Origin of the sequence: Bradyrhizobium sp. S3.12.5 (assembly GCF_040548225.1) — a bacterium.
Lineage (GTDB): Bacteria > Pseudomonadota > Alphaproteobacteria > Rhizobiales > Xanthobacteraceae > Bradyrhizobium > Bradyrhizobium cytisi.
In genome coordinates, this window is the sequence record NZ_JBEPRF010000035.1 from 49,792 (window position 1) to 73,169 (window position 23,378).

The 23,378-nt window shown below is 63.5% G+C and carries 22 protein-coding genes, 1 other RNA gene and 1 pseudogene; 14 read left to right on the plus strand and 10 right to left on the minus strand.

From position 1 onward, the window contains the following. Positions 1-239: 239 nt before the first annotated feature. The 3 genes from ABIC09_RS34890 to ABIC09_RS34900 all read left to right on the plus strand — a co-directional run bounded on the left by ABIC09_RS34890 (position 240) and on the right by ABIC09_RS34900 (position 6,043). Positions 240-1,433, plus strand: coding sequence for an efflux RND transporter periplasmic adaptor subunit (locus tag ABIC09_RS34890; protein ID WP_354112090.1), 1,194 nt, complete (start codon positions 240-242; stop codon positions 1,431-1,433). 6 nt (positions 1,434-1,439) lie between these two features. After that, positions 1,440-4,592 (plus strand): multidrug efflux RND transporter permease subunit, encoded by a 3,153-nt coding sequence (locus ABIC09_RS34895; protein WP_354112091.1) that lies wholly within the window; start codon positions 1,440-1,442, stop codon positions 4,590-4,592. A gap of 323 nt (positions 4,593-4,915) precedes the next feature. After that, positions 4,916-6,043 (plus strand): AAA family ATPase, encoded by a 1,128-nt coding sequence (locus ABIC09_RS34900; protein ID WP_354112092.1) that lies wholly within the window; start codon positions 4,916-4,918, stop codon positions 6,041-6,043. Between the two features lie 122 nt (positions 6,044-6,165). Here the strand turns inward: ABIC09_RS34900 and ABIC09_RS34905 are convergent, their stop codons facing one another. After that, a complete protein-coding gene (locus ABIC09_RS34905) occupies positions 6,166-6,567 on the minus strand; it encodes a hypothetical protein (RefSeq protein WP_148756407.1) in 402 nt (133 codons plus the stop codon). A 257-nt stretch (positions 6,568-6,824) separates the two neighbouring features. On the opposite strand from ABIC09_RS34905, the gene ABIC09_RS34910 reads away from it, so the two are divergent. From ABIC09_RS34910 to ABIC09_RS34920, 3 genes are all read left to right on the plus strand, one after another. Next, positions 6,825-6,989 (plus strand): hypothetical protein, encoded by a 165-nt coding sequence (locus ABIC09_RS34910; RefSeq protein ID WP_187435488.1) that lies wholly within the window; start codon positions 6,825-6,827, stop codon positions 6,987-6,989. Between the two features lie 62 nt (positions 6,990-7,051). After that, the gene (locus ABIC09_RS34915; RefSeq protein ID WP_148756408.1) at positions 7,052-7,378 is read left to right on the plus strand and encodes a hypothetical protein; all 327 of its coding nucleotides are present in this window, start codon (positions 7,052-7,054) and stop codon (positions 7,376-7,378) included. A gap of 41 nt (positions 7,379-7,419) precedes the next feature. After that, a complete protein-coding gene (locus ABIC09_RS34920) occupies positions 7,420-7,905 on the plus strand; it encodes a hypothetical protein (RefSeq protein ID WP_354032371.1) in 486 nt (161 codons plus the stop codon). On the opposite strand, the gene ABIC09_RS34925 is transcribed toward ABIC09_RS34920, so the two are convergent. Continuing rightward, the gene (locus ABIC09_RS34925; protein ID WP_354112093.1) at positions 7,902-8,807 is read right to left on the minus strand and encodes a LysR family transcriptional regulator; all 906 of its coding nucleotides are present in this window, start codon (positions 8,805-8,807) and stop codon (positions 7,902-7,904) included. The two genes, ABIC09_RS34920 and ABIC09_RS34925, sit on opposite strands and share 4 nt — an antisense overlap. Positions 8,808-9,086: 279 nt before the next feature. On the opposite strand from ABIC09_RS34925, the gene ABIC09_RS34930 reads away from it, so the two are divergent. The 3 genes and pseudogenes from ABIC09_RS34930 to ABIC09_RS34940 all read left to right on the plus strand — a co-directional run. After that, positions 9,087-9,548, plus strand: coding sequence for a DUF3237 family protein (locus ABIC09_RS34930; protein ID WP_354112094.1), 462 nt, complete (start codon positions 9,087-9,089; stop codon positions 9,546-9,548). Between the two features lie 67 nt (positions 9,549-9,615). After that, entirely contained in the window at positions 9,616-10,272 is a 657-nt protein-coding gene (locus ABIC09_RS34935) for a VOC family protein (RefSeq protein ID WP_148756411.1), read from the plus strand. A 10-nt stretch (positions 10,273-10,282) separates the two neighbouring features. Further along, a pseudogene (locus tag ABIC09_RS34940) lies at positions 10,283-10,408 on the plus strand (IS5/IS1182 family transposase); the annotation flags it as partial. Positions 10,409-10,640: 232 nt separating this feature from the next. Here the strand turns inward: ABIC09_RS34940 and ABIC09_RS34945 are convergent. The 8 genes from ABIC09_RS34945 to tkt all read right to left on the minus strand — a co-directional run bounded on the left by ABIC09_RS34945 (position 10,641) and on the right by tkt (position 20,295). Next, complete coding sequence (locus ABIC09_RS34945) at positions 10,641-11,432, minus strand: inositol monophosphatase family protein (RefSeq protein ID WP_148756412.1); 792 nt, start codon at positions 11,430-11,432, stop codon at positions 10,641-10,643. 120 nt (positions 11,433-11,552) lie between these two features. Then, positions 11,553-12,659, minus strand: coding sequence for a tetratricopeptide repeat protein (locus ABIC09_RS34950; RefSeq protein WP_354112095.1), 1,107 nt, complete (start codon positions 12,657-12,659; stop codon positions 11,553-11,555). 9 nt (positions 12,660-12,668) lie between these two features. Continuing rightward, positions 12,669-13,337 (minus strand): thiamine phosphate synthase, encoded by a 669-nt coding sequence (locus ABIC09_RS34955; protein ID WP_354112096.1) that lies wholly within the window; start codon positions 13,335-13,337, stop codon positions 12,669-12,671. Positions 13,338-13,340: 3 nt separating this feature from the next. Next, positions 13,341-14,366, minus strand: a complete 1,026-nt coding sequence (locus ABIC09_RS34960; RefSeq protein ID WP_354112097.1) for a class I fructose-bisphosphate aldolase — start codon at positions 14,364-14,366, stop codon at positions 13,341-13,343. Positions 14,367-14,625: 259 nt separating this feature from the next. Further along, on the minus strand, positions 14,626-15,693 hold the full coding sequence (gene fba / locus ABIC09_RS34965) for a class II fructose-bisphosphate aldolase (protein ID WP_354112098.1): 1,068 nt from the start codon (positions 15,691-15,693) through the stop codon (positions 14,626-14,628). 62 nt (positions 15,694-15,755) lie between these two features. Then, positions 15,756-16,952, minus strand: coding sequence for a phosphoglycerate kinase (locus tag ABIC09_RS34970; RefSeq protein ID WP_354112099.1), 1,197 nt, complete (start codon positions 16,950-16,952; stop codon positions 15,756-15,758). 170 nt (positions 16,953-17,122) lie between these two features. Continuing rightward, positions 17,123-18,130: a type I glyceraldehyde-3-phosphate dehydrogenase gene (gene gap, locus ABIC09_RS34975; RefSeq protein WP_354112100.1), complete on the minus strand. Its 1,008-nt coding sequence runs from the start codon at positions 18,128-18,130 to the stop codon at positions 17,123-17,125. A gap of 170 nt (positions 18,131-18,300) precedes the next feature. Then, a complete protein-coding gene (gene tkt, locus ABIC09_RS34980; protein WP_354084820.1) occupies positions 18,301-20,295 on the minus strand; it encodes a transketolase in 1,995 nt (664 codons plus the stop codon). 289 nt (positions 20,296-20,584) lie between these two features. Here tkt and ABIC09_RS34985 point away from each other — a divergent pair, with 289 nt between their 5' ends. The 5 genes from ABIC09_RS34985 (at position 20,585) to ABIC09_RS35005 (ending at position 23,252) form a co-directional block, all read left to right on the plus strand. Next, positions 20,585-20,905, plus strand: coding sequence for a DUF4164 domain-containing protein (locus ABIC09_RS34985; RefSeq protein ID WP_187435489.1), 321 nt, complete (start codon positions 20,585-20,587; stop codon positions 20,903-20,905). After that, complete coding sequence (locus tag ABIC09_RS34990) at positions 20,902-21,285, plus strand: cell division protein ZapA (protein WP_148756420.1); 384 nt, start codon at positions 20,902-20,904, stop codon at positions 21,283-21,285. Before ABIC09_RS34985 ends, ABIC09_RS34990 begins: the two co-directional genes overlap by 4 nt. 215 nt (positions 21,286-21,500) lie before the next feature. Further along, a non-coding RNA gene (gene ssrS, locus ABIC09_RS34995) (6S RNA) lies at positions 21,501-21,661 on the plus strand. Between the two features lie 192 nt (positions 21,662-21,853). Continuing rightward, on the plus strand, positions 21,854-22,450 hold the full coding sequence (locus ABIC09_RS35000; protein WP_354084791.1) for a 5-formyltetrahydrofolate cyclo-ligase: 597 nt from the start codon (positions 21,854-21,856) through the stop codon (positions 22,448-22,450). Continuing rightward, the gene (locus ABIC09_RS35005; RefSeq protein WP_187435490.1) at positions 22,428-23,252 is read left to right on the plus strand and encodes a TIGR00282 family metallophosphoesterase; all 825 of its coding nucleotides are present in this window, start codon (positions 22,428-22,430) and stop codon (positions 23,250-23,252) included. The genes ABIC09_RS35000 and ABIC09_RS35005 overlap by 23 nt, the downstream gene beginning before the upstream one ends. Positions 23,253-23,378: the final 126 nt, after the last annotated feature.

Below are 23,378 nucleotides of genomic sequence, written 5' to 3' on the forward strand. Positions count from 1 at the left end.
GTCCCTTGCGATCTTCTGTCGCAGCGCGCGACGACGGAACCCGACTCACAATCCGGTGAGTCCCAAAAATAAGCCTGAAGTCAGCGCGATAGCTCATGTGACATTGAGCCGCCCGCCGCATGCGTTGCGCCGCAGCAAGTCCATTCTATCTTGATCGCATCAGGCGCGCAGAAATTGCCCGGGACGGGCGCTGCGCGAGAAGCGTGATCAGTTTCAACAAATTTGGGGCACCCCACTTCATGTCAGGACTTCGAGCGCGATCGGCATGCGTTGCAATGATGCTCGCGGCCTTTGCGCCGCTGCTAGGCGCTTGCGACGAATCCTCTTCCGCCGTCTCCGCTGCCCAACCCATCGAACCCGATGTCAGCGTCGTCGTCGTCAAGCAGCAGGCCCGCGCCGTGGTGCGCGAGCTGCCCGGCCGCATTTCGCCGACGCGCGTCTCCGAGGTGCGGCCGCGCGTGTCCGGCATCGTGGTCGAGCGCCTGTTCCGCCAGGGCAGCGAAGTGAAGGCGGGCGATGCGCTGTACCGCATCGATCCGCGCCCGTTCGAGGTCGAGGTGATGGCCAACGACGCGGCGGTCGCCAAGGCCGAGGCCGCGTTGATGCAGGCGCAGCAGCAGGCGCGCCGCATCGCGACGCTCACCAGCCAGCGCGCCGCGCCGGAAGCCGAGAACGAGAAGACCATCGCCGCCGAGCGCCAGGCCCAAGCCGAGGTCGAGGGCCGCAAGGCCGATCTCGCGCGGGCAAAACTCAATCTCGATTATGCCACCGTGCGCGCGCCGATCGACGGCGTGGTCGGTGCGGCCCTTGTCAGCGAGGGTGCGCTCGTCATGCAGAACGAGACCAATCTTGCCACCGTGCAGCAGCTCGATCCGATCTATGCCGACTTCACCCAGTCGGTGACCGAGCTCAACCAGCTGCGTCGCGCTTTCGAGAGCGGCGATCTCGATCGCATCGAGGCCGATGCCGTCAAGGTGCGCCTCGTGCTCGACGACAACACCCTCTATGCGCTCGACGGCAAGCTTCTGTTCTCGGACGCCAAGGTCGATGCCCATACCGGCCAGGTGACGCTGCGTGGCGAGTTCCGCAATCCCAGGCGCGAGCTGCTGCCGGGCATGTATGTCCGCGTCCGCCTCGACCAGGGCCTGGACTCCGACGCGATCGCGGTGCCGCAGCAGGCGGTCCAGCGTAATGGCGGCGGTGGCAGCGAGGTGTTCGTCGTCAAGGACGACAACCGCATCGCCGTGCAGCAGATCCGCACCGGCTCGGTGCAGGACGGAATCTGGTTCGTCACCGAGGGCCTCAAGGCCGGCGACAAGGTGGTGGTCGAAGGCTTCCAGAAGTTTGCGGCCGGCGACAAGGTCAATCCACAATCCTGGTCCGAGGCCGAGGCGAGCGCGGACAACCGGCACGCCCTCAAGGTCACGCGGTAACGCACCATGGCCAGCTTCTTCATCGACAGGCCGATCTTCGCCTGGGTCGTCGCGCTGTTCATCTGTCTGATCGGCGCGATCTCGGTCCCGCTGCTGCCGATCGCGCAATATCCGATCATCGCGCCGCCCTCGATCTCGGTCTCGACCAGCTATCCCGGTGCGTCGCCCGAAAACCTCTACAACAGCGTCACCCGGCTGATCGAGGAGGAGCTCAACGGCGCCTCCGGCATTCTTAATTTCGAATCGACCAGCGATTCGCTCGGTCAGGTCGAGATCATCGCCAATTTCCAGCCGGGCACCGATACCAGCGCTGCGTCCGTCGAGGTGCAGAACCGCATCAAGCGCATCGAGGCACGGCTGCCGCGCGCGGTCATGCAGCAGGGCATCTTGATCGAGGAAGCATCCAGCGCGGTGCTTCAGATCATCACGCTCAATTCGACCGACGGCAGCCTCGACGAGGTTGGCCTCGGCGACTTCATGATCCGCAACGTGCTCGGTGAAATCCGCCGCATTCCCGGCGTCGGCCGCGCCACGCTCTATTCGACCGAGCGCAGCCTTCGCGTCTGGGTCGATCCGGCAAAGCTGGTCGGCTATGGGCTGACCGCCGATGACGTCAACAAGGCGATATCGGCGCAGAACGCGCAGGTCGCCTCGGGCAGCATCGGCGCGGAGCCGTCGACCGACAGCCAGCGCACCTCTGCGCTGGTGCTGGTCAAGGGCCAGTTGTCGTCGCCGGACGAGTTCGGCGCCATCATCCTGCGTGCCAATGCCGACGGCTCGACCGTGCGGCTGCGCGATGTCGCGCGGGTCGAGGTCGGCGGCCTCAGCTACCAGTTCAACACCCGCCTGAACGGCAAGCCGACGGCCGGTCTCTCCGTGCTGATGTCGCCGACCGGAAATGCGCTGGCGACCGCAAGCGCGGTCGAGGAGAAGATGAAGGAGCTGTCGCGCTTCTTCCCGGCCAACATCTCCTATGAGATCCCCTACAATATCACGCCCGTGGTCGAGGCCTCGATCAAGAAGGTGCTGACGACGCTGGTCGAAGCCGTGGTGCTGGTGTTCGTGGTGATGTTCCTGTTCCTGCAGAACATCCGCTACACCATCATTCCGACCATCGTGGTGCCGGTGGCGCTGCTGGGTGCCTGTACCACGCTGCTGCTCGCCGGCTACTCCATCAACATGCTCTCGATGTTCGGCATGGTGCTCGCGGTCGGCATCCTCGTCGACGACGCCATCGTCGTGGTCGAGAATGTCGAGCGCATCATGAGCGAGGAGGGCCTGCCGCCGACGGAAGCGACGCGGAAAGCGATGTCGCAGATATCTGGCGCCATCATCGGCATCACGCTGGTGCTGATGGCCGTGTTCGTGCCGATGGCGTTCTTCCCGGGCTCGGTCGGCATCATCTACCGCCAGTTCTCGGTGACCATGGTCGCGGCGATCGGCTTCTCCGCATTCCTAGCGCTGTCGCTGACGCCGGCGCTGTGCGCGACGCTGCTCAAGCCCGTCGCGGCAGGTCACGGCCATGCGAAGAAGGGCGTGTTCGGCTGGTTCAATCGCATGCTCGAAGGCGGCAAGGAGGGCTATTCCCGCACCGTCGTCTTCTCGCTGAAGCGCACCGGCCGCTTGATGCTGGTTTATGTCGCGCTGCTCGCCGGCCTGTCCTGGGCCTTCGTCAATCTGCCGGGCGGCTTCCTGCCCGTCGACGACCAGGGTTTTGTGACTACGGACGTGCAGACGCCGTCGGATTCGTCCTACGGCCGAACCGAGGCCGTGATCGAGAAGGTCGAGAAATATCTCGCCGAGCGACCAGGCGTGAAAGACGTCACCTTCCTCACCGGCTTCAGCTTCTCCGGCCAGGGCATGAACACCGCGCAGGCCTTCATCACGCTGAAGGACTGGTCCGAGCGTGGACCGACGGAGTCCGCTGCCGCGATCGTCAACGACACCAACCGCGATCTGTCGTCGTCGATCCGCGACGCCAAGATCTCGGCGCTGCAGCCGCCGCCGATCGACAATCTTGGCAACTCGTCCGGCTTCTCGTTCCGTCTCCAGGATCGCGGCCAGAAGGGCTATCCGGCCCTGATGCGCGCCGCCGACCAGTTGATCGCGGACGCCAATGCGAGCCCGGTGCTGCAAAAGGTCTATGTCGAGGGCCTGCCCGAGGCCGGCGTCGTCAATCTCGTGATCGACCGCGAGAAGGCGGGCGCCTTCGGCGTCACCTTCGAGGATATCAACAACACGATCTCGACCAACCTCGGCTCGAACTACATCAACGACTTCCCGAACCGCGGCCGCATGCAGCGCGTCGTTGTGCAGGCCGACAGCCGCGACCGCATGAGGACCGAGGACATCCTCAACTACAACGTCAAGAACTCCCACGGCCAGCTTGTGCCGTTCTCGTCCTTCGCGACGGTCGAATGGTCGCGCGGTCCGACCCAGATCGCCGGCTTCAACTACTATCCCGCCGTGCGCATCTCGGGCGAGGCGAAACCCGGCTTCACGTCGGGCGATGCGATCGCCGAGATGGAGAAGCTCGCCGGAAAACTGCCGCGTGGCTTCGGCTATGAATGGACCGGACAGTCGCTTCAGGAAAAGCTGTCGGGCTCGCAGGCGCCGTTCCTGCTCGCGCTCTCCGTGTTCGTGGTGTTCCTGTGTCTGGCCGCACTATACGAGAGCTGGACCATCCCGCTCGCGGTGCTGCTCACCGTGCCGCTCGGCATCGTCGGTGCCGTGGTTGCGGCCATGCTGCGCGGTCTGCCCAACGACGTCTATTTCACCGTCGGCCTCATCACCATCATCGGGCTCGCGGCCAAGGACGCGATCCTCATCATCGAGTTCGCCAAGGACCTGCGGAAGGAAGGCAAGCCGCTGGTGGAGGCCACCATCGAGGCCTGCCGTCTCCGTTTTCGCCCGATCCTGATGACCGGTCTCGCCTTTATCTGCGGCGTGCTGCCAATGGCGATCGCTCACGGCGCCGGCGGCGCCAGCCAGCAATCCCTCGGCACCGTCGTGATGGGCGGCATGATCGCGGTGGTGATCCTGGCGCTGCTGATGGTGCCGGTGTTCTTCGTCTCGGTGCAGCGCGTGCTGGGCGGGGATCGGCAGAAGGCAGAGAAGGAAAGCGAGGCGTATGGGCCGCCGGCGCCGGTGAAGCCATAGGGCACACTGTCATGCCCGCCTAGTGCGCACTTGCGCACGGGGGCGGGCATCCAGTACGCCGCGGCCTTTCCGTGTCCAACAGACGCCTGTGGAATACTGGATCATCCGCCTTCGCGGATGATGACAGTCGAGTGTGGAGCAGCCGTCTCCGGCCCAGACTGCTCAGCACATTCTCCCGCGCCGGCGAGGGCAGGCCACTGAACGCGGGATCGGGCGGCTTGCTTTCTCGGGGTGGTCAATCCAGACTACATCCCTGAATTGAAATAGCATGTATTCGCACCGCAGCGCGAATGCACAGCCAACCCGCCGATTGAGAGCGTGTGATGCGTCCGACCGACGTTGCGATTTCCAACTATCGCTCCATTCGGCAGCTCTCGATACCCATCCACCCCTTGTCCGTGTTTGTGGGTGAGAATGGTGTCGGCAAATCCAATCTCTACAAGTCCTTGTCGCTGTTGCGCGACGCGGCGGCAGGTCGAATCACGCGCACGATCGCCGAGGAGGGCGGATTAAATTCCGTCTGTTGGTCCGGCCTTCGCAAGCGAGGAGAAGATGGTCGACTGCGTTTGTCGGCCAAATTCGATCGTCTCAGATATTCCATTGAGCTCGGATTTCCCGGCCCGGTTGAGGCGGCATTTTCCGGCGAGCCGATGATCAAGGCCGAAAGCATCGAAGCGACGCAGGGCAAACGAAAGGTCCTGTTGATGGAACGGAAAAATTCGCTCGTCAGCCTCCGCGGCGAGAGCGGTGCCTGGGTTAGCCACAAGGATGCGGTGCTGCCGTCAGAGACGGCGCTTGCGGGTTTTTCCGATGGCAAGGAACGCCCTGAAATCGACCTGATCAGAAACGCGATGCTGGGCTGGCGATTCTATCATGATTTTCGCACCGATCCGGCGTCGCCGATACGAAAGCCGTGTCTGGCGATCACGACGCCCTCGCTCAGTGCCGACGGAACCGATTTGGCTGCCGCCCTGGCGACGCTCTATTCCATTCGGGAAGATGCCACCGACTTGCAGGACGCGATCCAGGATGCATTCCCGGGCGCTGAGCTCCGCGCATGGGAAGAAAATGGTTGGTGTGAATTTGATTTGCAGCTGGCGGATATGCCGCGGCCGTTTAGGGCTCATGAACTGTCCGATGGGACGCTGAAATACATCTGCCTGCTCGCAGTGTTCATGGGCTATCGGCTGCCGCCCTTCATCGCGCTGAACGAACCGGAGACCAGCCTGCATCCGTCGCTGCTGGCGCCATTGGCGCGGCTGGTCGCCAAGGCGTCACGCCGCGCCGACGTCTGGATAGTCACCCATTCGGAACAACTGATGGAGGCATTGCGAAGCGAGAGTTCAGTCCCGCCTCGCCGGGTGATCAAGCCGAAAGGCGCCACGACGATCGAGGGCCTGACCATCGGCGGTGAATATCGGGACGAGGAATCCGACGAAGACGACTCTTAGTCGTTGCAGGTCGTGCCGTCGTGCGACGGCTACTTCCGCAAAATCTTCACCAGTTCCCCGTGCGAATGGCCTCCCAATCGAACGACATCGCCGCGGAACGATATCGCCGATCCACCGCTGTTCTAATCTGAATATTCCCAGAAATCGTCCGGAATAGAGCTTCCCATGGCAGCCCGCATGGCATCCCGAAAAAGCCTCGCTGCGGGCATTGGACGAAAAGCTAGTGTGCGATCGACGATGAATCCCTCGTCGTTTTCTTCGATAAGATCGAAGCTTTCCAGCTCGTGGCCCTGAATTTTTCCCTTCCATCTCAGTAGGGTTCTTCGGTCGTCTAGCTTCCATTCACCCGTATAGGCACCCTCCCGTAGCGTGGTCGACGTCGCGAAAATCTTCGCAACTACCGCACGACCTTCTGCAGTTCGTATCAACACGGGACTGTGAAAAACAACATTTGGAGCGAGAAGCTTTTCGTAGTCAGCAACAGTGGCGTGGCCCGACTCACGCAGTTTGCGAATTGCATGCATGGTGGACGGCTCCTTGGATGGCTGCAACCCTATGCCTGCTTCTTGGTGACATTTGGCGAGTATAGCGGCAACGCCGCCCGCTTGAAAGCGATTGCGAACGGCGCCGTTTCGGCCCCGCACCCTGACGAAATCGCTCGAAGCCTTCCGCGTTTCGGAAGGAGACTTCTCAGTTTTCCCGTCTGTTGCACCGACAGTTTTCGCTCCACTCTCACCCAACGGCGCCGCCCGAGCGCGACAGCTTACAGATGGAGGCGAATATGGGTGAGGTTATCCGGTTTGTTCCAAAGGCCGAACGCGAACGGCTCCGCCTGATTCAAGAAGCCCGGGCGATCTATGACAGCGTTTTCCCGTCTGATGTCATCGGTGGGCGAAGCGACGGGGCATCAACCGTAGATGCTCGTCGTGGCGATACCCGCCCCTAAAACACAGCACCAAAGCGCACACCACCATCTATCCACTTCGAACGAATCCAAAGGAGGTCACCATGTCGATCCGAAGCGCTCTTTTCACGATTGCATTCCTCACAGCTACCCTTGGTACAGCCCATGCCGAAAGCCTGCGTCCGATCCAAGCCAAGAGCATTGATCTCGGCGACGTATCGGGCGTCACTTACTACACGATCGAGGGCGACGGTTTTCATGTCGTCACAACCCTGGCCCAAGGCGAGGCGGGAACGCCAATCCGTGTTGTGTCAGTTCTTGCACCTGGCCAGCACGTGGTCCTGTCGACGACAAGCCGGAAGACCGGGCTTGAAATCAGCCGGCAACGCGATCGCGTAATTGTCCGCAACGCGAGCTCCACCGTCGACTGAAGTTTGATTGGTCCGCGTATTCTGAAGATTGGGAGCTGAGCATGTCTACGATCCATATCCACCGAACGACCACGTCAACACCTGAACAGTATATTGCTGGGCTCACCGACTTCGGGCCGGGTCGTTCGGAGCTTTTTGGTAACAGCGCGGACGAGTACCTGAAGGTGCATCACAAGGGTATTTCGGAGGCCGACGTCACGGAGGGGTCAGGTGGCATCTGGGAACGCTTGCACTACGATTGGTCTCATCCCAATCGGGTAATCCTCTCGACGACAGATTCCAATGTTTGGGGAGGCGCGTCAGGTCACACCTACAGCTTCACTCGGCGTCCTGACGGCATGACCGAAATCGACGTGACTGTCGTTCGCGATGGAAAGAATTTCAAAGGCTGGGTGCTAGGTGCCGTACTAGGCACGGTTGGCAGGCATGTTTTAGAAAGCGCGTTTGACCGCTCGATCGAGGCGATCGAGGCTCGAAACAGTCTTTCGAGATCTCGCGAAACGGTCGAGCAGGGTCGTGCGGCCTAACTATTAAACTCTGCCAGAACTCGTTTTAGCCGCGGGGCTGCGAAATCGAGGAAAGCTCGCACTTTGATCGGAAGAAATTTATCGGCCGTATAGACGAAGTTGACCGGCATCGTGGGCGGACGAAACTCATCCAGTAGAGTTGTTAACGATCCGCACTTTAGTCCGGAATGGAAATGATACGAGAGAGCGATCGTAATTCCCACGCCCGCGCACGCCGCTTCACACGCGGCCTCGGCGTTGCTGACAACGAGCCGTGGACGCATAGGTATCGCAACCGTCGTCTTGCCTACCGCAAATGTCCAAACATCGGGCGCCATGATGGCCGGATAGCTTATGCAGTCATGACCGGCCAGATCTTCCGGCTTGCGGGGCGTTCCGCGCGTCGCCAGATAGGTGGGATTGGCGCAAACTACGCTTCGCGTTGTTCCCACAGGCACCGCTATCAGACTGCTATCCGGTAACGCGCCAATGCGCAGGCCGATGTCGACCTGCTCTTGAAACAGGCTCTGCACACGATCTGTAAGAATCAAGTTCGTCCTGATGTCAGGAAAGGTCTTGAGGAAGTCGGCAAGGATCGGGATGAGGTGAGTGCGCCCAAGACTCTCCGGAGCCGTAACCGTCAATTCGCCGGTTGGCGCGGTAAACTCTCCAGAGGCCATGCGCTCGGATTCCGTAACATCCGCAAGAATGCGCTTGCACGCAAGCAGATAGGAGCTGCCAGCGTCGGTGAGGACGAGTTGGCGACTTGACCGGTTGAACAGCTTGACCCGCAGATGAGATTCAAGTTCGGAGATCTTGCGGCTAACTGTTGTAAGGGGCGTCTTCATCTGACGCGCCGCAGCCGACAGGCTGCCAGCCTCGACGACCGCAAGAAAGGTTGACATGGCGTCCAGGCGATCCATCGCATCCTCTTCCAAAATTCGGAAGGATAGGTTCCGATTGTGCCACGTAACCGCGGATTTCGGAAGTCGTCGCTAAAGAACACAAGTAATAAGCCCTTGGGCTTGCGGGGCTTCTTCGCTCGAGGGCAAGAGCCCGGGGACGTCGAACCTATAGACCCTCCGTGGTTTGGTAGGGCTCCTTCCGCATCCGTCAGTTGGCAATGTCGAGTGTCGCCTCCACTTTTCGCAGTGAGAGCGAAGTGCCACCATCCGGCACAACGACCACCAAAGGAGAGAATGATGGCCGAGGTTCAGAAAATGCGAGGCGAAAAGATTTACGAGTGCGACTTCAATATCACCGGAGTGACCGACTACGGCGTGACGCTGGATGCACTCCTAAGCGGCAAAGAAAGGGTGCCCCTGCAGGGAGCACGAATTGATGTGGCTTTCGAGGGAGACATCAAAGGTCGGATCACGGGCAAAGTACGTAGTGGCGTCGAATACCTCCAGCTGCGTGCCGATGGACGCACTGATCTCGACGGCAGAGCCACAATTGAAACTGAAGACGGCCATCGCATCGCCATGCGTATTGAGGGCGTTGCGACGCCGCGAGCGAATGAACCGATGATGGACCTCGTTGCCAACGTGCGTCTTACCACCGCAGCTCCGAAGTATGATTGGGTCAACACGAGGCAGATTTGGGGGCTCGCCACTGTAAATTTGGCGACGGCGAAGATACACGTCGAATCGTTCTTGCAGTGACGAACGCAAACCGGCCGGCGGGGCAGAACGCTATGAGAGAATACTTCGCACGATAGAGGAGTTAGGCATGAGCACAATCCAGGAGCAGAGGGGAGCCGCGTCCAGGCACCCGGATGCAAAGAAGGTGAACTTCAAGCTTGAGGCCGTCGTCATACCCGTATCGGATGTCGATCGTTCAAAGTCTTTCTACGGCAGCCTTGGCTGGCGGCTCGACGCAGATTTCGCCGTCGGCGACGCGTTTCGCGTGGTGCAGTTCACGCCTCCCGGTTCACCAGCCTCGGTCCATTTCGGCAAGGGGCTAACGTCCGCAACACCCGGCGCAGCACAGAATATCTACCTGATCGTATCCGACATCGAAGCAGCCCACGCCGAACTCATCGCACGTGGCGCCCAGGTGAGCGATGTATTCCACCGCGCCGGACCGGGGCAGCCGCCTCTGAGCGGACGCGATCCGGCGGGGCGCAGTTATGTCTCGTTCGCCTCTTTGAGCGACCCCGACGGAAACACCTGGCTCCTGCAGGAGATCACCGCGCGATTGCCCGGGCGCGTGGACTCCGACGACACGGCGTTCTCCTCGCCGGCTGAGCTTGCCGCAGCACTTCGTCGCGCCGCCGCCGCGCATGGCGAGCACGAGAAGCGGACCGGCACGCATGATGAAAATTGGCCGGATTGGTATGCCGAATACGTGGTGGCCGAGCAATCCGGCCGTGAGCCGCCGAAATAAGCCAAGATCCAACCGGATCAGGCAACGTCGTCGGATCGCTACACGCTACGATAAGCTTGCCGCCAACTATCTTGCCTTCGTCCAGATCGCATCCATCCGGCTATGGCTCGCTGCCCGTAGCGAGTCCACGCCCTAGTAATGCGGATGCTACGATAGCATTGGCCGGGTCGTGGCCTTCAACCATCCCCCAGGATCGGATGACCGGCCAACATTCGTCAGCGTCGCGGACCGCATTGATGAGCTGGTTTGAGCAGCGCTACGTGGCGCGCTCAAGACGCCTCATGAGTCTAATCGCCGCGCATGCCGGTGAGTACTGGATCGTCCGCCTTCGCGGACGATGACCGCAGTGTGTAAGGTGTGGCCTCGGCCTACGCTGCCTTCCTCAAAATCTTCACCAGCTCGCCGTGCACGAACTCGTTCCCGCACACGACGTCGCCCGTGACGAGCGCATCGCCCGGCGTGTTGATATCGCTCACCGTTCCGCCCGCTTCGCGCACCATCAGCATGCCGGCGGCGATGTCCCAGGATTGCAGATTGCGTTCCCAGTAGCCGTCGAGGCGGCCGGCGGCGACGAAGGCGAGGTCGAGGGAGGCGGCGCCGAAGCGGCGCAGGCCGGCGACGCGGTCCTGGATCGCGGTCATCTCGCGGCGGAATTCCTCGTGGTCGCCGCGGCCGATATGGGGCAGGCCGCAGGCCACCACGCATTCGTTGAGTTGGCGGCGGCCGGCGACGCGCAGGCGCTGGTCGTTGAGGAAGACGCCCTTGCCGCGCTCGGCGATATAGAGCTCGTCATTGGCGGGGTTGTAGATCACGCCTGCGATGATGGTGCCCTCGCGCACCAGACCGATCGAGATCGCGAATTGCGGGATGCCGTGCAGGAAGTTGGTGGTGCCGTCGAGCGGGTCGACGATCCAGGTGTGGCTCTTGTCTGAGCCCTCGCGGGTGCCGCCTTCCTCGCCGATGAAGCCGTAACCCGGCCGCGCCTTGGCGAGGTCCTGGTAGAGGATTTCCTCGGCGCGCTTGTCGGCGAGCGAGACGAAATTGGCCGGCCCCTTCAGCGAGACTTGCAAATGCTCGATCTCGCCGAGATCGCGCTTGAGGCTGCGGCCGGCGCGGCGCGCGGCTTTGACCATGACGTTGATAGTGGCGGAATACAGCATGAGCTCTGGTCTTGATCGGGGGGAAGGGGCGCAGAACCGCGCCATTTGAGGGGATTGGGTGCCCCGCGAGGGGCCAAACGTCAAGTCGTTCAGGTCATTTGCAGGGCATTTGGCGTCAGGTCATTTGTTTCCGAGCCATTTTTTGGCGGCGGCCTCCGCCTTGGCGCGGTCGTCGGCGGGCAGATCGGCCAGCTGCTTGTCGAGTTCCGGGTCGCCTTTGCCGGAGGTTTTGGCCACCAGATGCCATTTGAACCCCTCGACCTTGTCCACGGATGTGCCCATGCCGTTGATCAGGACCCAGGCGAGGCGGTTCTGCGCGATCGCGCTGCCCTGGCGGGAGGCCTTGCGCAGCAACGCCACGGCTGCGGGCTGGTTCTTCGGCGTGCCGGCGCCGTTGAACATGGCGATGGCATATTCAACCTCGGCATCGACATTGTCGGCCAGCGAGGCTGCCTGCAGCAGCCGCACCGACCGATCGGGGTCCTTCGGCACGCCGGTGCCTTCCTTGTAGAAGGTCGCGAGGGCGTATTGCGCCTCGGGCAGCCCGGCATCGGCCGCCTGGCGCAACAGCTCGGCGGAGCGGTTGACGTCCTGCGGCAGGGTCTGGCCGTCCAGATAAAGCAGGGCAAGGTTATAGGCCGCTCTGGGCTCGCCGAGCTTGGCAGCGGAGGCCATCAGCTTGACCGCCTCGCCCTTGTCGACGGGGCCGCCGCGGCCGGCGATGCGCAGCATGGCGAGCGCAAACATCGCCTCGCGGTCGCCGGCGTCGGAGGCGCGCTTGTACCATTCGATCGCCTTGGCGTAGTCGCGCCTGATGCCCATGGCGTTGGAATAGAGCTCGCCCAGCATGGTCATGGCCTTGGCATCGCCGGTCTTGGCGCGCGCGCCGGCGAGGTCGAAGGCGGTCTTGTACTGGCCGCGCTGATAGGCGCCGAACACCAGGTCGACGTTGGAATTGTCGGTCGGCGGCGCGGGGATCACGGTTGCCGGCAGCGTCGGGCTCGGCGAGGCCGACGGCTTTGGCGCCGGTGCGGCCTCCTTCTTCCTGGTGATCGTGTGCGGCGCGACCTTTGGCTTTTCCTTTGCCGTTTCCTTTGCCGTTTCCTTGGGCTTCTGCTTTTCGGGCGCAGGGCTCGGGATCGTCGCCGGCGGAGTGATCTGGAGCTGCGCGGCCGCAGGCGCCGCCAGCAGCAGCGTGGTGAGAAGCGTGATGCGCAGGAGTGTCATGGCGGGGCGCTAGCCCTGGCCCGCGGCAACAGCCGTGAAGGTCCTCTTGATCGCCGCATCGGCCTCGATCAGCGCGGCCTTCGGCCCGCGCGAATCCGCCCAGACGAGATCGCCGACCAGCACGAAATCGGCGCCGCTGGCGGCGAAGTCGTGGGCTTCCTCGAACGACATCGCAAAGCCGACGCAGGGCGGCTCGAACAGCTCGGCCCACCAGTCCAGCCGTTCGGAGATCGCCTGGGACGACGGGCGCTGGCCCTTCGCATCAGGCTCGCCGAACAGCACGTAATCAGCACCCATCTCGCCCGCGTTCATCGACTCGTGCCGCGTCTCGAGCCCGCCGACACCGGCGATGCGATCGGGCTTGAGCGAGGGCATCGCCTCTTGCAGCGCGGCGATGCCCGCGAGATGCGCGCCATCGGCGCCGCCGCGTGCGACGATCTCGGGATGGCCGTCGACGAGCAGGGCCGCGCCGGCGTTCTGCACGACCGGCGCGAGCGCCTTGATCCGCGAGATCATGGTGCGCTGGTCGGTCTCCTTCAGCCGCACCAGCACGGCTGCGACATCGACGGCTGCGAGCAGAGCGGGCAACTCGGCGAGGAGCGCGGCGGGATCGTCGACAACAGGCGTCGCGAGATAAAGACGCGGCGCCGGGCGCGGCGGAGGCGATTTGTTCGACAAGATCTAGGCTGCCTTCTTTTCCAGGCTGCTTTGCCATTCGCCCTTGGAGGCGAGGCCATTCATGCGTGCACGATGACTGAATGCATTTTGTCCGGCCGCGACGTTCTCGGCCTTGCCCGACCAGGCCTTCTGCGGCGCGGCCTGCAGCGCGCGGCCGTAGGAGAAGGTCAGGCCCCAGGGTAGCCTGCCAAGCTTGTGCATGGCGTTGAGGTGCGAAGTCGCCTCTTCGTCCGATTGGCCGCCGGAGAGGAAGGCGATGCCGGGCACCGCCGCCGGCACGCAGGCCTTCAGCAGCCGGATTGTCTTCTCCGCGACCTCCTCGACGGAGGCCTGCTGCGCGCATTTTTTGCCCGAGATCGCCATGTTCGGCTTCAATACCATGCCTTCGAGCGCGACGCGCTGCACGCGCAATTCCTGGAACGTCTCGTTGAGCACGCGGCTCGTGACCTCATAGCAGCGGTCGATGTCGTGATCACCATCCATCAGCACCTCCGGCTCGACGATCGGCACGATCTGCGCGGCCTGGCACAGCGCGGCATAGCGCGCCAGCGCATGGGCATTGACGCTGATCGCGGTCATCGAGGGAATACCGCTGCCGATATCGATCACCGCGCGCCATTTGGCGAAGCGGGCGCCGCGCTCGTAATATTTCTTCAGCCGCTCGGCAAGCTTGTCCAGCCCGACGGTGACTGTTTCGCCCGGGCACATCGGCAGGGCTTGCGTGCCCTCGTCGACCTTGATGCCGGGAATGGCGCCGCTACTCTCGATCAGCTTGACCAGCGGCGTGCCGTCGGCTGCCGCCTGCCAGATCGTCTCGTCATAGAGGATCACGCCCGAGATGTACTGGCTCATGGCCTCCCTCGAGCGGAACAGCATCTCGCGATAATCGCGGCGGTTGGCTTCGGTCGATTCCACGCCGATCGCGTCGAACCGCTTCTTGATGGTGCCGGAGGATTCGTCGGCGGCAAGGATGCCCTTGCCGGGTGCGACCATGGCGGTCGCGATTCCGTTGAGCTCAGTCAGATTCATCGAGAGGTCCTCCCAAAACGATTCTGCCCTTGCCTGTGAAAATAGACGGTTCTCGGGCAATTGCCGAGTTAACGTTCGTCGCAGGGCAAAAGGGGGACGGGACCTCTTACCTCGCCCCGCTTGCGGGGAGAGGTCGGATCGCCCTTGCGATCCGGGTGAGGGGGTACAGGTCCCGCAGTCATCTCATCCGCGGCTAGAGCCCCTCACCCCAACCCTCTCCCCGCGAAGGGCGGGGCGAGGGAGCGATAGAGCGCGGTCCTTACGCCACCTTGGGGTCGAGCTCGCCCTTGGCGTAGCGCTTGGCCATGTCGGCGGGGGTCAGGATCTTCTTGAACTTGGAGGCTTGGCCGGCGGTGTTGAACTCCTGGAGCCGCTGCTTGCACAGCTTGGTCATGGCTTCCATCGCCGGCTTCAGATACTTGCGCGGATCGAACTCTTCCGGATTGTCCTTGAGCACTTTCCGGATCTGGCCGGTCATGGCCATGCGGTTGTCGGTGTCGATGTTGATCTTGCGCACGCCGTGCTTGATGCCGCGCTGGATCTCGGCAACCGGCACGCCCCAGGTCGGCTTCATCTTGCCGCCATGGGCGTTGATGACGTCCTGGAGGTCCTGCGGCACCGACGAGGAGCCGTGCATCACGAGATGCGTGTTGGGCAGCTTGCGATGGATCTCCTCGATCACGTTCATGGCGAGGATGTCGCCGTCCGGCTTGCGGGTAAATTTGTAAGCACCGTGAGACGTCCCCATCGCGATCGCGAGCGCGTCGACCCTGGTCTCCTGGACGAACTTCACGGCCTCGTCCGGATTGGTCAGGAGCTGGTCGTGGCTCAGCTTGCCTTCGGCGCCGTGGCCGTCTTCCTTGTCGCCCATGCCGGTTTCGAGCGAGCCGAGCACGCCGAGCTCGCCCTCGACCGAGATGCCGCCGAGATGGGCCATGTCGGTCACGGTCTTGGTGACGCCGACATTGTAGGTCCAGTCGCCGGGGGTCTTGCCGTCGGCCTTGAGCGAGCCGTCCATCATCACCGAGGTGAAGCCGGCCTGGATCGCGGTCATGCAGGTGGCGGCCTCGTTGCCGTGGTCGAGATGCACGCAGACCGGGATGTGCGGGTAGATCTCGGTGACCGCGTCCATCATGTGCTTGAGCATGACGTCGTTGGCGTAGGAGCGCGCGCCGCGCGAGGCCTGGATGATGACGGGCGCGTCGACCTGGTTGGCCGCGTCCATGATCGCCAGCGCCTGCTCCATGTTGTTGATGTTGAAGGCCGGGACGCCGTAATCGTGTTCCGCCGCATGGTCGAGCAATTGACGCAACGTGATCCGAGCCATCTGTCTTTTTCTCCGTTCGGGCCTCAGGGCCGCTTGTTTCTTGCCGGTTTCTTGCCGTCTGATTACTTGATGCGCAGAACTTCGACGCCGGGCAGGGGCTTGCCCTCCATCCATTCAAGAAATGCGCCACCGGCGGTCGAGACATAGGTGAAATCACCGGCCACATGGGCCTGGTTGAGGGCCGCGACCGTGTCGCCGCCGCCCGCGATCGAGATCAGCTTCTTGGCCTTGGTGCGCGCGGCGGCGTGCTTGGCGGCTGCCATCGTACCACGGTCGAACGGCTGCATCTCGAACGCGCCGAGCGGTCCGTTCCAGACCAGTGTCGCCGCATCGTCGATGGCGGCGTGGATGCGTGCGATCGATTGTGGGCCGACGTCGAGGATCATGCCGTCGGCCGGGATCGCATCGAGCCCATAGGCATGCGACGGCGCGTTGGCGGCGAAATGATAGGCGACGGTGGCATCGACCGGGAGGATGATGGCGCAGTTGGCGGCCGAGGCCTTCTCCACGATGCGCAACGCAGTGGCAGCGAGATCCTTCTCGGCCAGCGACTTGCCGATGCCGACGCCCTGGGCGTGCAGGAAGGTGTTGGCCATGCCGCCGCCGATCACGAGCGCGTCGACCTTGCTCACGAGGTTCTCGAGCAGGTCGATCTTGGTCGAGACCTTTGCGCCGCCGATGATCGCGATGACAGGCTTGGTCGGCGAACCCAGCGCCTTCTCCAGCGCGTCGAGCTCGGCCTGCATGGTGCGGCCGGCATAGGCCGGCAGCTTGTGGCCGAGACCTTCGGTCGAGGCGTGGGCGCGGTGCGCGGCCGAGAAGGCGTCGCTGACCCAGATGTCGCCGAGCTTTGCCAGCTCCGCGACGAAGGCCGGATCGTTCTTCTCTTCCTCTTTGTGGAAGCGGGTGTTTTCCAGACAGAGGATGTCGCCATCCTGCAACGTCGCCACGGCCTTGGCCGCGGGCTCGCCGATGCAATCCTCAGCGAACGCGACGGGCTTCTTCACGACCTTCGACAGCGCTTCGGCGACCGGCCTCAGTGAGTCCTTGGCATCGCGGCCCTTCGGCCGGCCGAAATGCGCGAGCAGGATGACCTTGCCGCCCTTGTCCGAGATTTCGGTGATGGTCGGCGCGACGCGCTCGAGCCGGGTCGCGTCGCTGACGCGGCCATTATCCATGGGCACGTTGAGATCGACGCGCAGCAGCACGCGCTTGCCCTTCACGTCGACGTCGTCGAGGGTGCGGAATTTGTTCGCCATCGGATACTCTCTCTTGTCCCGGGCGCTCTTGTCCCGGGCGCACTGCGGCGCGAAGCGCTGCTGTGCAGAACCGGGACCCACATTGCAGCGAGTCCCGCAGTTGAATGGGTCCCGGCTCTGCGGAGCAGCGCAAGCGCGCTGCACCGCGTCCGGGACACGAGAGTAAACGCTTAGATCACCTTCGCGAACGCGACGGCGGTGTCCGCCATGCGGTTCGAGAAGCCCCACTCGTTGTCGTACCAGGCCATCACGCGCACCAGGGTGCCGTTCTGCACCTTGGTCTGGTCCATGTGGAAGGTCGCCGAGCGCGGATCGTGATTGAAGTCGATCGAGACGTTCGGCGCGTTGGTGTAGCCGAGGATGCCCTTGAGCTGCTGCTCGGAGGCGCGCTTCATCGCCTCGTTGATTTCCTTCGGATCGGCGGCGCGCTTGGCGACGATCTTGAGGTCGATCACCGAGACGTTCGGCGACGGCACGCGGATCGAGACGCCGTCGAGCTTGCCCTTCAGCTCGGGCAGCACGAGGCCGATCGCCTTGGCGGCACCGGTCGAGGTCGGGATCATCGACATCGCAGCCGCACGGCCGCGATAGAGATCCTTGTGCAGCGTGTCCAGCGTCGGCTGGTCGCCGGTATAGGCGTGGATCGTGGTCATGAAGCCGGTCTCGATGCCGACGAGATCGTTCAGCACCTTGGCGACCGGCGCGAGGCAGTTGGTGGTGCACGAGCCGTTCGAGACCACCATGTGGTCCTTGGTCAGTGTGTCGTGGTTGACGCCGTAGACGATGGTGGCGTCGGCGCCGTCGGCAGGCGCGGAGACCAGCACGCGCTTGGCGCCGGCGGTCAGATGCGCGGATGCCTTGTCCTTCGCGGTGAAGATGCCGGTGCATTCCATCGCGATGTCGACGCCGAGATCTTTCCAGGGCAGCTTCGAGGGATCGCGCTCGGCGGTCACCTTGATCTTGCCGTTGCCGAGGCTGATCGAGTCGCCGTCGACGGTGACGGTGCCGGGGAAGCGGCCATGGACGCTGTCGAAGCGGAGGAGGTGGGCGTTGGTCTCGACCGGGCCGAGGTCGTTGATGCCGACGACCTCGATGTCCTTGCGGCCGGACTCGGCGATAGCCCGCAGGATGTTGCGGCCGATGCGGCCAAAACCGTTAATTCCGACGCGGACTGCCATGTTTCATCTCCTTATGACCGTTCAATGACGGGCTCGATAACGCCTAGTCTTCCCGCACAACGCGCTATACGCGCCTGCGAGGGTTTTTTAGGGGCGGACGCCCGGTTCAGCCGGGCGGTGCTTGATCATATGAGAGATTACGTAGTCCTTTTTTTTGGCAAGCTCAACTCTCAGGATACGCGCTTCAGCACGGCGTTAACCGCGGCCTCGGCGGTAATGCCGAAATGCTTGTAAAGATCCTTGGCCGGCGCGCTCGCGCCGAAGGAATGCATGCCGATAAATTCGCCATCCTGGCCGATCACGGCATCCCAGCCCCAGCGCACGGCGGCCTCGATCGCGACCTTCACCGGCGCGTTGCCGATGATGGCGGCACGCTTGGCCTCTGGTTGCGCTAACAACAGCTCGAGCGAGGGCACCGAGACCACCCGCGACGGGATGCCGCGCTCGGCGAGCTGCTTCTGGGCGGCCACCGCGATCTCGACCTCGGAGCCGGATGCGAACAGCGTCGCCTTGGCTTCCCCTTGCGCGGCCACCAGCTCGTAGGCGCCCTGGGCGCAGGGATTCTCGTTCGGTGCGGTGGTGCGGAGCTGCGGCAGGTTCTGCCGCGTCAGCGCCAGCACCGTCGGGCCGTCGATACGATTCAGCGCCAGCTCCCAGCACTCGGCGACCTCGACGGAATCGCAGGGGCGGAACACGCGCATGTTCGGGATGGCGCGAAGCGCGGCGAGATGCTCGACCGGCTGATGGGTCGGGCCGTCCTCGCCAAGGCCAATGGAATCGTGCGTCATCACATAGACCACACCGGTGCCCATCAGCGCCGCCAGGCGCATCGCCGGACGCGCATAGTCGGTGAACACGAGGAAGGTCGCACCGTTCGGTGCGAAGCCGCCGTGCAGGAAGATGCCGTTCATCGCGGCACACATGCCGTGCTCGCGGATGCCGTAATGGATGAAGCGGCCTTTCGGCGTCTTGGCGGAGAAGGCGGTTGCCGACTTCGCCTTGTTGTTGTTGGAGCCGGTGAGGTCGGCGGAGCCCGCGAGGAATTCCATCGGCATCGCGCCGGCAATCACCTCGATCACGGCTTCCGACGACTTGCGGGTGGCCGCGGTCATCGGCTTCTCCAGCAGCTCCTTCTTGTACGTGCGCACGGCCTTCGCCAGCGAAGCCGGACGCTCGTGGCGCACGCGGCGCTCGAACTCGGCGCGCTTGCGGCTGCCGAGCTCGCCGAGCCGTCCCTCCCATTCCTGTCGTGCCGCAGCGCCGCGCGAGCCGGCTGCGCGCCAGGCCTTCAGCACGTCATCCGGCACCGAGAACGGCTCGAGCGAGATGCCGAGATTTTCCTTGGCGGCCTTGAGCTCGTCGGCGCCGAGCGCCTCGCCATGCGCCTTGGCGGTGCCGGCCTTGTGCGGCGCGCCGAAGCCGATGGTGGTGCGGCAGGCGATCAGCGTCGGCTTGTTGGATTTTTGCGCACGGGTGATCGCGGCAGCGATCGCGGCCTGGTCATGGCCGTCGATCTTCTCGGCGGCCCAGCCGCACGCCTTGAAGCGCTTCACCTGGTCGACCGAATCGGAGATCGAGGTCGGGCCGTCAATCGAGATGCCGTTGTCGTCGTAGAGCACGATCAGCTTGCCGAGCTTCCAGTGCCCGGCCATCGCGATCGCTTCCTGCGACACGCCTTCCATCAGGTCGCCGTCGGAGGCGAGCACGTAGGTGTGGTGGTCGACGATCTTCTTGCCGAACTCGGCGGCGAGCATCTTCTCGGCGAGCGCCATGCCGACCGCGGTCGAGATGCCCTGGCCGAGCGGGCCGGTGGTGGTCTCGATGCCCTTGGTGTGGAAGTTCTCGGGGTGACCCGGCGTCAATCCGCCGAGCTGGCGGAATTGCTTGAGCTGGTCCAGCGTCATGTCGGCGTTGCCGGTCAGGTGCAGCAGCGAATAGAGCAGCATCGAGCCGTGACCGGCGGAGAGCACGAAGCGGTCGCGGTCCGGCCAGTCGATTGCGGTAGCATCGTATTTGAGGAACTGCGTGAACAGCACCGTGGCCATGTCGGCGGCGCCCATCGGTAGGCCCGGATGACCCGACTTTGCCTTCTCGACGGCATCCATCGAGAGGCCGCGGATCGCGTTGGCCATACGGTTGGGATCGACCTGCGTCATGTCTGAAATCCGTCTGAAATGAGGCGCTTGTGGCAGAATTCGCCGCGCCGGAAAGAGCCTTTCGGCCGCTGGGGGCGCGGCTGGGATAGCATCTCGGTTCCGGCAGGCCAAGGCAGTCAAACGCCGGTTTGGCCGTAAAAGTTGCTTAGCAGTGCATAGTTTCGCGGCGGCGTTGCGCTTGGCTAGCTTGCCACGTAAATTTCTGCTTCTAACCGCTTGCCGAACCGAGTCTTTTGCCGGACGGCAAGCTCCCAGGTAAAGGCCACGGGTCAAGCCCACAGGTTCCGCCGCTGACTGCATGAACGATCGCGTATCCAACAGCGCTGCCATGACGGAGTCCTCCGCCGTCGAGATCGAGATCGCGACCCGCAGGCTCACGGCGGCGCTCGACGCGCTTGAAAGCGCGGTCGAGCGAAGGCGCGATGCTGACCGCGACGAGAATGAGCTTGCGACGCGAATCCAGGCGCTGGGCGCCGATCGTTCGCGGCTTGCCGACGAGCTCGACGGTGCACTGGTGAAAGCGCGCAAGCTCGAGCGCACCAATCGCGAGATCTCCGATCGGCTGGAGTCCGCAATCGTCACGATACGTTCGGTACTTGATACCGGAGAGGACGGATGAGCCACATCAACGTCACCATCAACGCCCGGCAATACCGCATGGCCTGCGAGGAGGGCCAGGAGGTGCGGCTGTTGAAGCTTGCCGAAGGCCTGGAGACGCGGATTCAGTCGCTGCGCGGAAAATTCGGCGAGATCGGCGATGCCAGGCTCACCGTGATGGCGGCGCTGACCGTCTGCGACGAGTTGGTCGACGCCGGCAACCGCATCCGCACCATGGAGCAGGAGCTGACCGAACTGCGGGATTTCCGCAACGCCGCCGTCGAGCGTGCCCGGATGACCCAGACCGCCGTGGTCAACGCGCTGAACTCTGCCGCCGAGCGCATCGAGAAGTCGACCCAGGTCCTGAACCGCACCGTCGGCAACGGCATCGCCATCGGCTGATTTTGGCGTTTCCCTTGTGGCCATCCTTCGAGACGCCCGCTGCGGCGGGCTCCTCAGGATGAGGTCTTGTTTCGCGGTGAAATCTTAAACCCTCATGGTGAGGAGCCCGCCCAAAGCGGGCGTCTCGAACCATGCAGGCCAAGTTCTCTCGCCGCGTTCGGTGGCCACGTGCGATCGCTCTGGTGATTCGTCAGTATCGTTGTTACATTGCGCAGGCGAGGCTGCGACGCGCGTCCGGAGCCATATATCCCCGGGGCCTTATCGATCCTTTAGGGAACTGTCCCTGGCCGGGCCCGTGGGCCCGGACATATGGTGCCCACCTACTTTCGTAGGGAACTCCGGGATCGAGTGCTTCAACGGCGTTTGCGGCTTCGCACTTTTGTGTTTGCCTGGTTTGTGCTTGTCGAAACGACTGCGGCCAATTCAGTAGGTGTCATGCCCCGGCTTGACCGGGGCATCCAGTACGCCGCTGCCTTTGTGTGAATCACCACCGGCTCTGGAATACTGGATCACCCGCCCCAGTGCGCAAGGGCGCACAAGGCGGGTGATGACGTGGGGACCGAAGCACATGACCAACACCAAATCCGAGCTCCGTGCCAAAGCCCTCGCGGCGCGTGATGCTCTGAGTGAGAAGAAGCGCATCGCAGCCGCCGCCAAGCTTGCCGAGCGCGGGCTGCCGTTCAAGCTGCTGCCCGGCAGCATCGTCTCCGGCTACTCCCCGATCCGCAGCGAGATCGATCCGATGCCGCTGCTGAAGAAGCTCACTGAAGAGGGCGCCAGGCTGGCGCTGCCCTGCGTCACGGCGCGCGGCCAGTCGCTGGTCTTCCGCATCTTCCATCCGAACGACCGCCTGATGCTCGGCCCGCTCGGCATTCCCGAGCCGTCGCCGGCGGCCGCCGAAGTCATCCCCGACATCATGCTGACGCCACTCGCCGCCTTCGACCGTCTCGGCCATCGCATCGGCTATGGCGCGGGGCACTACGACCACACCTTCGCGCACCTCCGCAAGACGAAGCAGATCGTCGGCATCGGGCTCGCTTTTGCAGCGCAGGAGATCAAGGCGGTTCCGGCACTAGCCCACGACGTGGCGCTGGATTATGTGCTAACGGAATCGGACGTTTTCGATTTCCGGAGTTCTGAAGTTGCGCATTCTGTTCGTGGGTGATGTCGTCGGCCGTAGCGGCCGCAACGCCATCGCCGAATATCTGCCCGGCATGATCAAGGACTGGTCGCTCGATTTCGTCGTCGTCAACGGCGAGAATTCGGCGGGAGGCTTCGGCATCACGGAAGCGATCTATCAGGAATTTCTCGATGCCGGTGCCGATGCGGTGACGCTCGGCAATCACTCCTGGGACCAGCGCGAGGCGCTCGTCTTCATCGAGCGCGCCGAGCGACTGGTGCGGCCGGCGAACTATCCGCGCGGCACGCCCGGCCGCGGCGCCGCCCTGGTCGAGGCCAAGAACGGCAAGCATGCGCTCGTCGTCAATGCTTTGGGGCGCGTCTTCATGACCCCGTTCGACGATCCCTTTGCAGCGCTCGAGCGCGAGCTCGGCGCCTGTCCGCTCGGCATTGCTGCGGACGCCATCGTGGTCGACTTCCATTGCGAGGCGAGCAGCGAGAAGCAGGGCATCGGCTTCTTCTGCGACGGTCGCGCCAGCCTCGTCGTCGGCACCCACACCCATGTCCCGACCGCCGACCACCAGATTCTATCAGGCGGCACCGCCTACATGACCGACGCCGGCATGACCGGCGATTACGATTCCATCATCGGCATGCAGAAGGAAGAGCCGCTGCGGAGGTTCACGTCGGGAATTCCGTCGGGCCGGTTCGAGCCGGCCGCGGGCGTGGCGACGCTCAGCGGCGTCGCGGTGGAGACCGATGACGCGACAGGCCTGGCGCTGCGGATCGCCCCGGTGCGTGCGGGCGGAAGGCTGGAGCCGGCGACGCCGAAGTTCTGGTTGAGCTGATTTCTCGTGCGGCATTGTCGGTGCACCCTCGCCCCTTGTGGGCTATGGGATGCCCGAAAGTGATTCCCCGGAGTTTATGGATGTGATTCAAGGCCTTTCGACCTGTCTGGGACGGAGGGCCTGCGA

What these genes read in the sequence shown, in the direction of transcription:
- ABIC09_RS34890 (WP_354112090.1), top strand. Translation starts at nt 240, where the DNA reads ATGTCAGGACTTCGAGCGCGATCGGCATGCGTTGCAATGATGCTCGCG.
- ABIC09_RS34895 (WP_354112091.1), top strand. Translation starts at nt 1,440, where the DNA reads ATGGCCAGCTTCTTCATCGACAGGCCGATCTTCGCCTGGGTCGTCGCG.
- ABIC09_RS34900 (WP_354112092.1), top strand. Translation starts at nt 4,916, where the DNA reads ATGCGTCCGACCGACGTTGCGATTTCCAACTATCGCTCCATTCGGCAG.
- ABIC09_RS34905 (WP_148756407.1), bottom strand. Translation starts at nt 6,567, where the DNA reads ATGCATGCAATTCGCAAACTGCGTGAGTCGGGCCACGCCACTGTTGCT.
- ABIC09_RS34910 (WP_187435488.1), top strand. Translation starts at nt 6,825, where the DNA reads ATGGGTGAGGTTATCCGGTTTGTTCCAAAGGCCGAACGCGAACGGCTC.
- ABIC09_RS34915 (WP_148756408.1), top strand. Translation starts at nt 7,052, where the DNA reads ATGTCGATCCGAAGCGCTCTTTTCACGATTGCATTCCTCACAGCTACC.
- ABIC09_RS34920 (WP_354032371.1), top strand. Translation starts at nt 7,420, where the DNA reads ATGTCTACGATCCATATCCACCGAACGACCACGTCAACACCTGAACAG.
- ABIC09_RS34925 (WP_354112093.1), bottom strand. Translation starts at nt 8,807, where the DNA reads ATGGATCGCCTGGACGCCATGTCAACCTTTCTTGCGGTCGTCGAGGCT.
- ABIC09_RS34930 (WP_354112094.1), top strand. Translation starts at nt 9,087, where the DNA reads ATGGCCGAGGTTCAGAAAATGCGAGGCGAAAAGATTTACGAGTGCGAC.
- ABIC09_RS34935 (WP_148756411.1), top strand. Translation starts at nt 9,616, where the DNA reads ATGAGCACAATCCAGGAGCAGAGGGGAGCCGCGTCCAGGCACCCGGAT.
- ABIC09_RS34945 (WP_148756412.1), bottom strand. Translation starts at nt 11,432, where the DNA reads ATGCTGTATTCCGCCACTATCAACGTCATGGTCAAAGCCGCGCGCCGC.
- ABIC09_RS34950 (WP_354112095.1), bottom strand. Translation starts at nt 12,659, where the DNA reads ATGACACTCCTGCGCATCACGCTTCTCACCACGCTGCTGCTGGCGGCG.
- ABIC09_RS34960 (WP_354112097.1), bottom strand. Translation starts at nt 14,366, where the DNA reads ATGAATCTGACTGAGCTCAACGGAATCGCGACCGCCATGGTCGCACCC.
- fba (WP_354112098.1), bottom strand. Translation starts at nt 15,693, where the DNA reads ATGGCTCGGATCACGTTGCGTCAATTGCTCGACCATGCGGCGGAACAC.
- ABIC09_RS34970 (WP_354112099.1), bottom strand. Translation starts at nt 16,952, where the DNA reads ATGGCGAACAAATTCCGCACCCTCGACGACGTCGACGTGAAGGGCAAG.
- gap (WP_354112100.1), bottom strand. Translation starts at nt 18,130, where the DNA reads ATGGCAGTCCGCGTCGGAATTAACGGTTTTGGCCGCATCGGCCGCAAC.
- ABIC09_RS34985 (WP_187435489.1), top strand. Translation starts at nt 20,585, where the DNA reads ATGAACGATCGCGTATCCAACAGCGCTGCCATGACGGAGTCCTCCGCC.
- ABIC09_RS34990 (WP_148756420.1), top strand. Translation starts at nt 20,902, where the DNA reads ATGAGCCACATCAACGTCACCATCAACGCCCGGCAATACCGCATGGCC.
- ABIC09_RS35000 (WP_354084791.1), top strand. Translation starts at nt 21,854, where the DNA reads ATGACCAACACCAAATCCGAGCTCCGTGCCAAAGCCCTCGCGGCGCGT.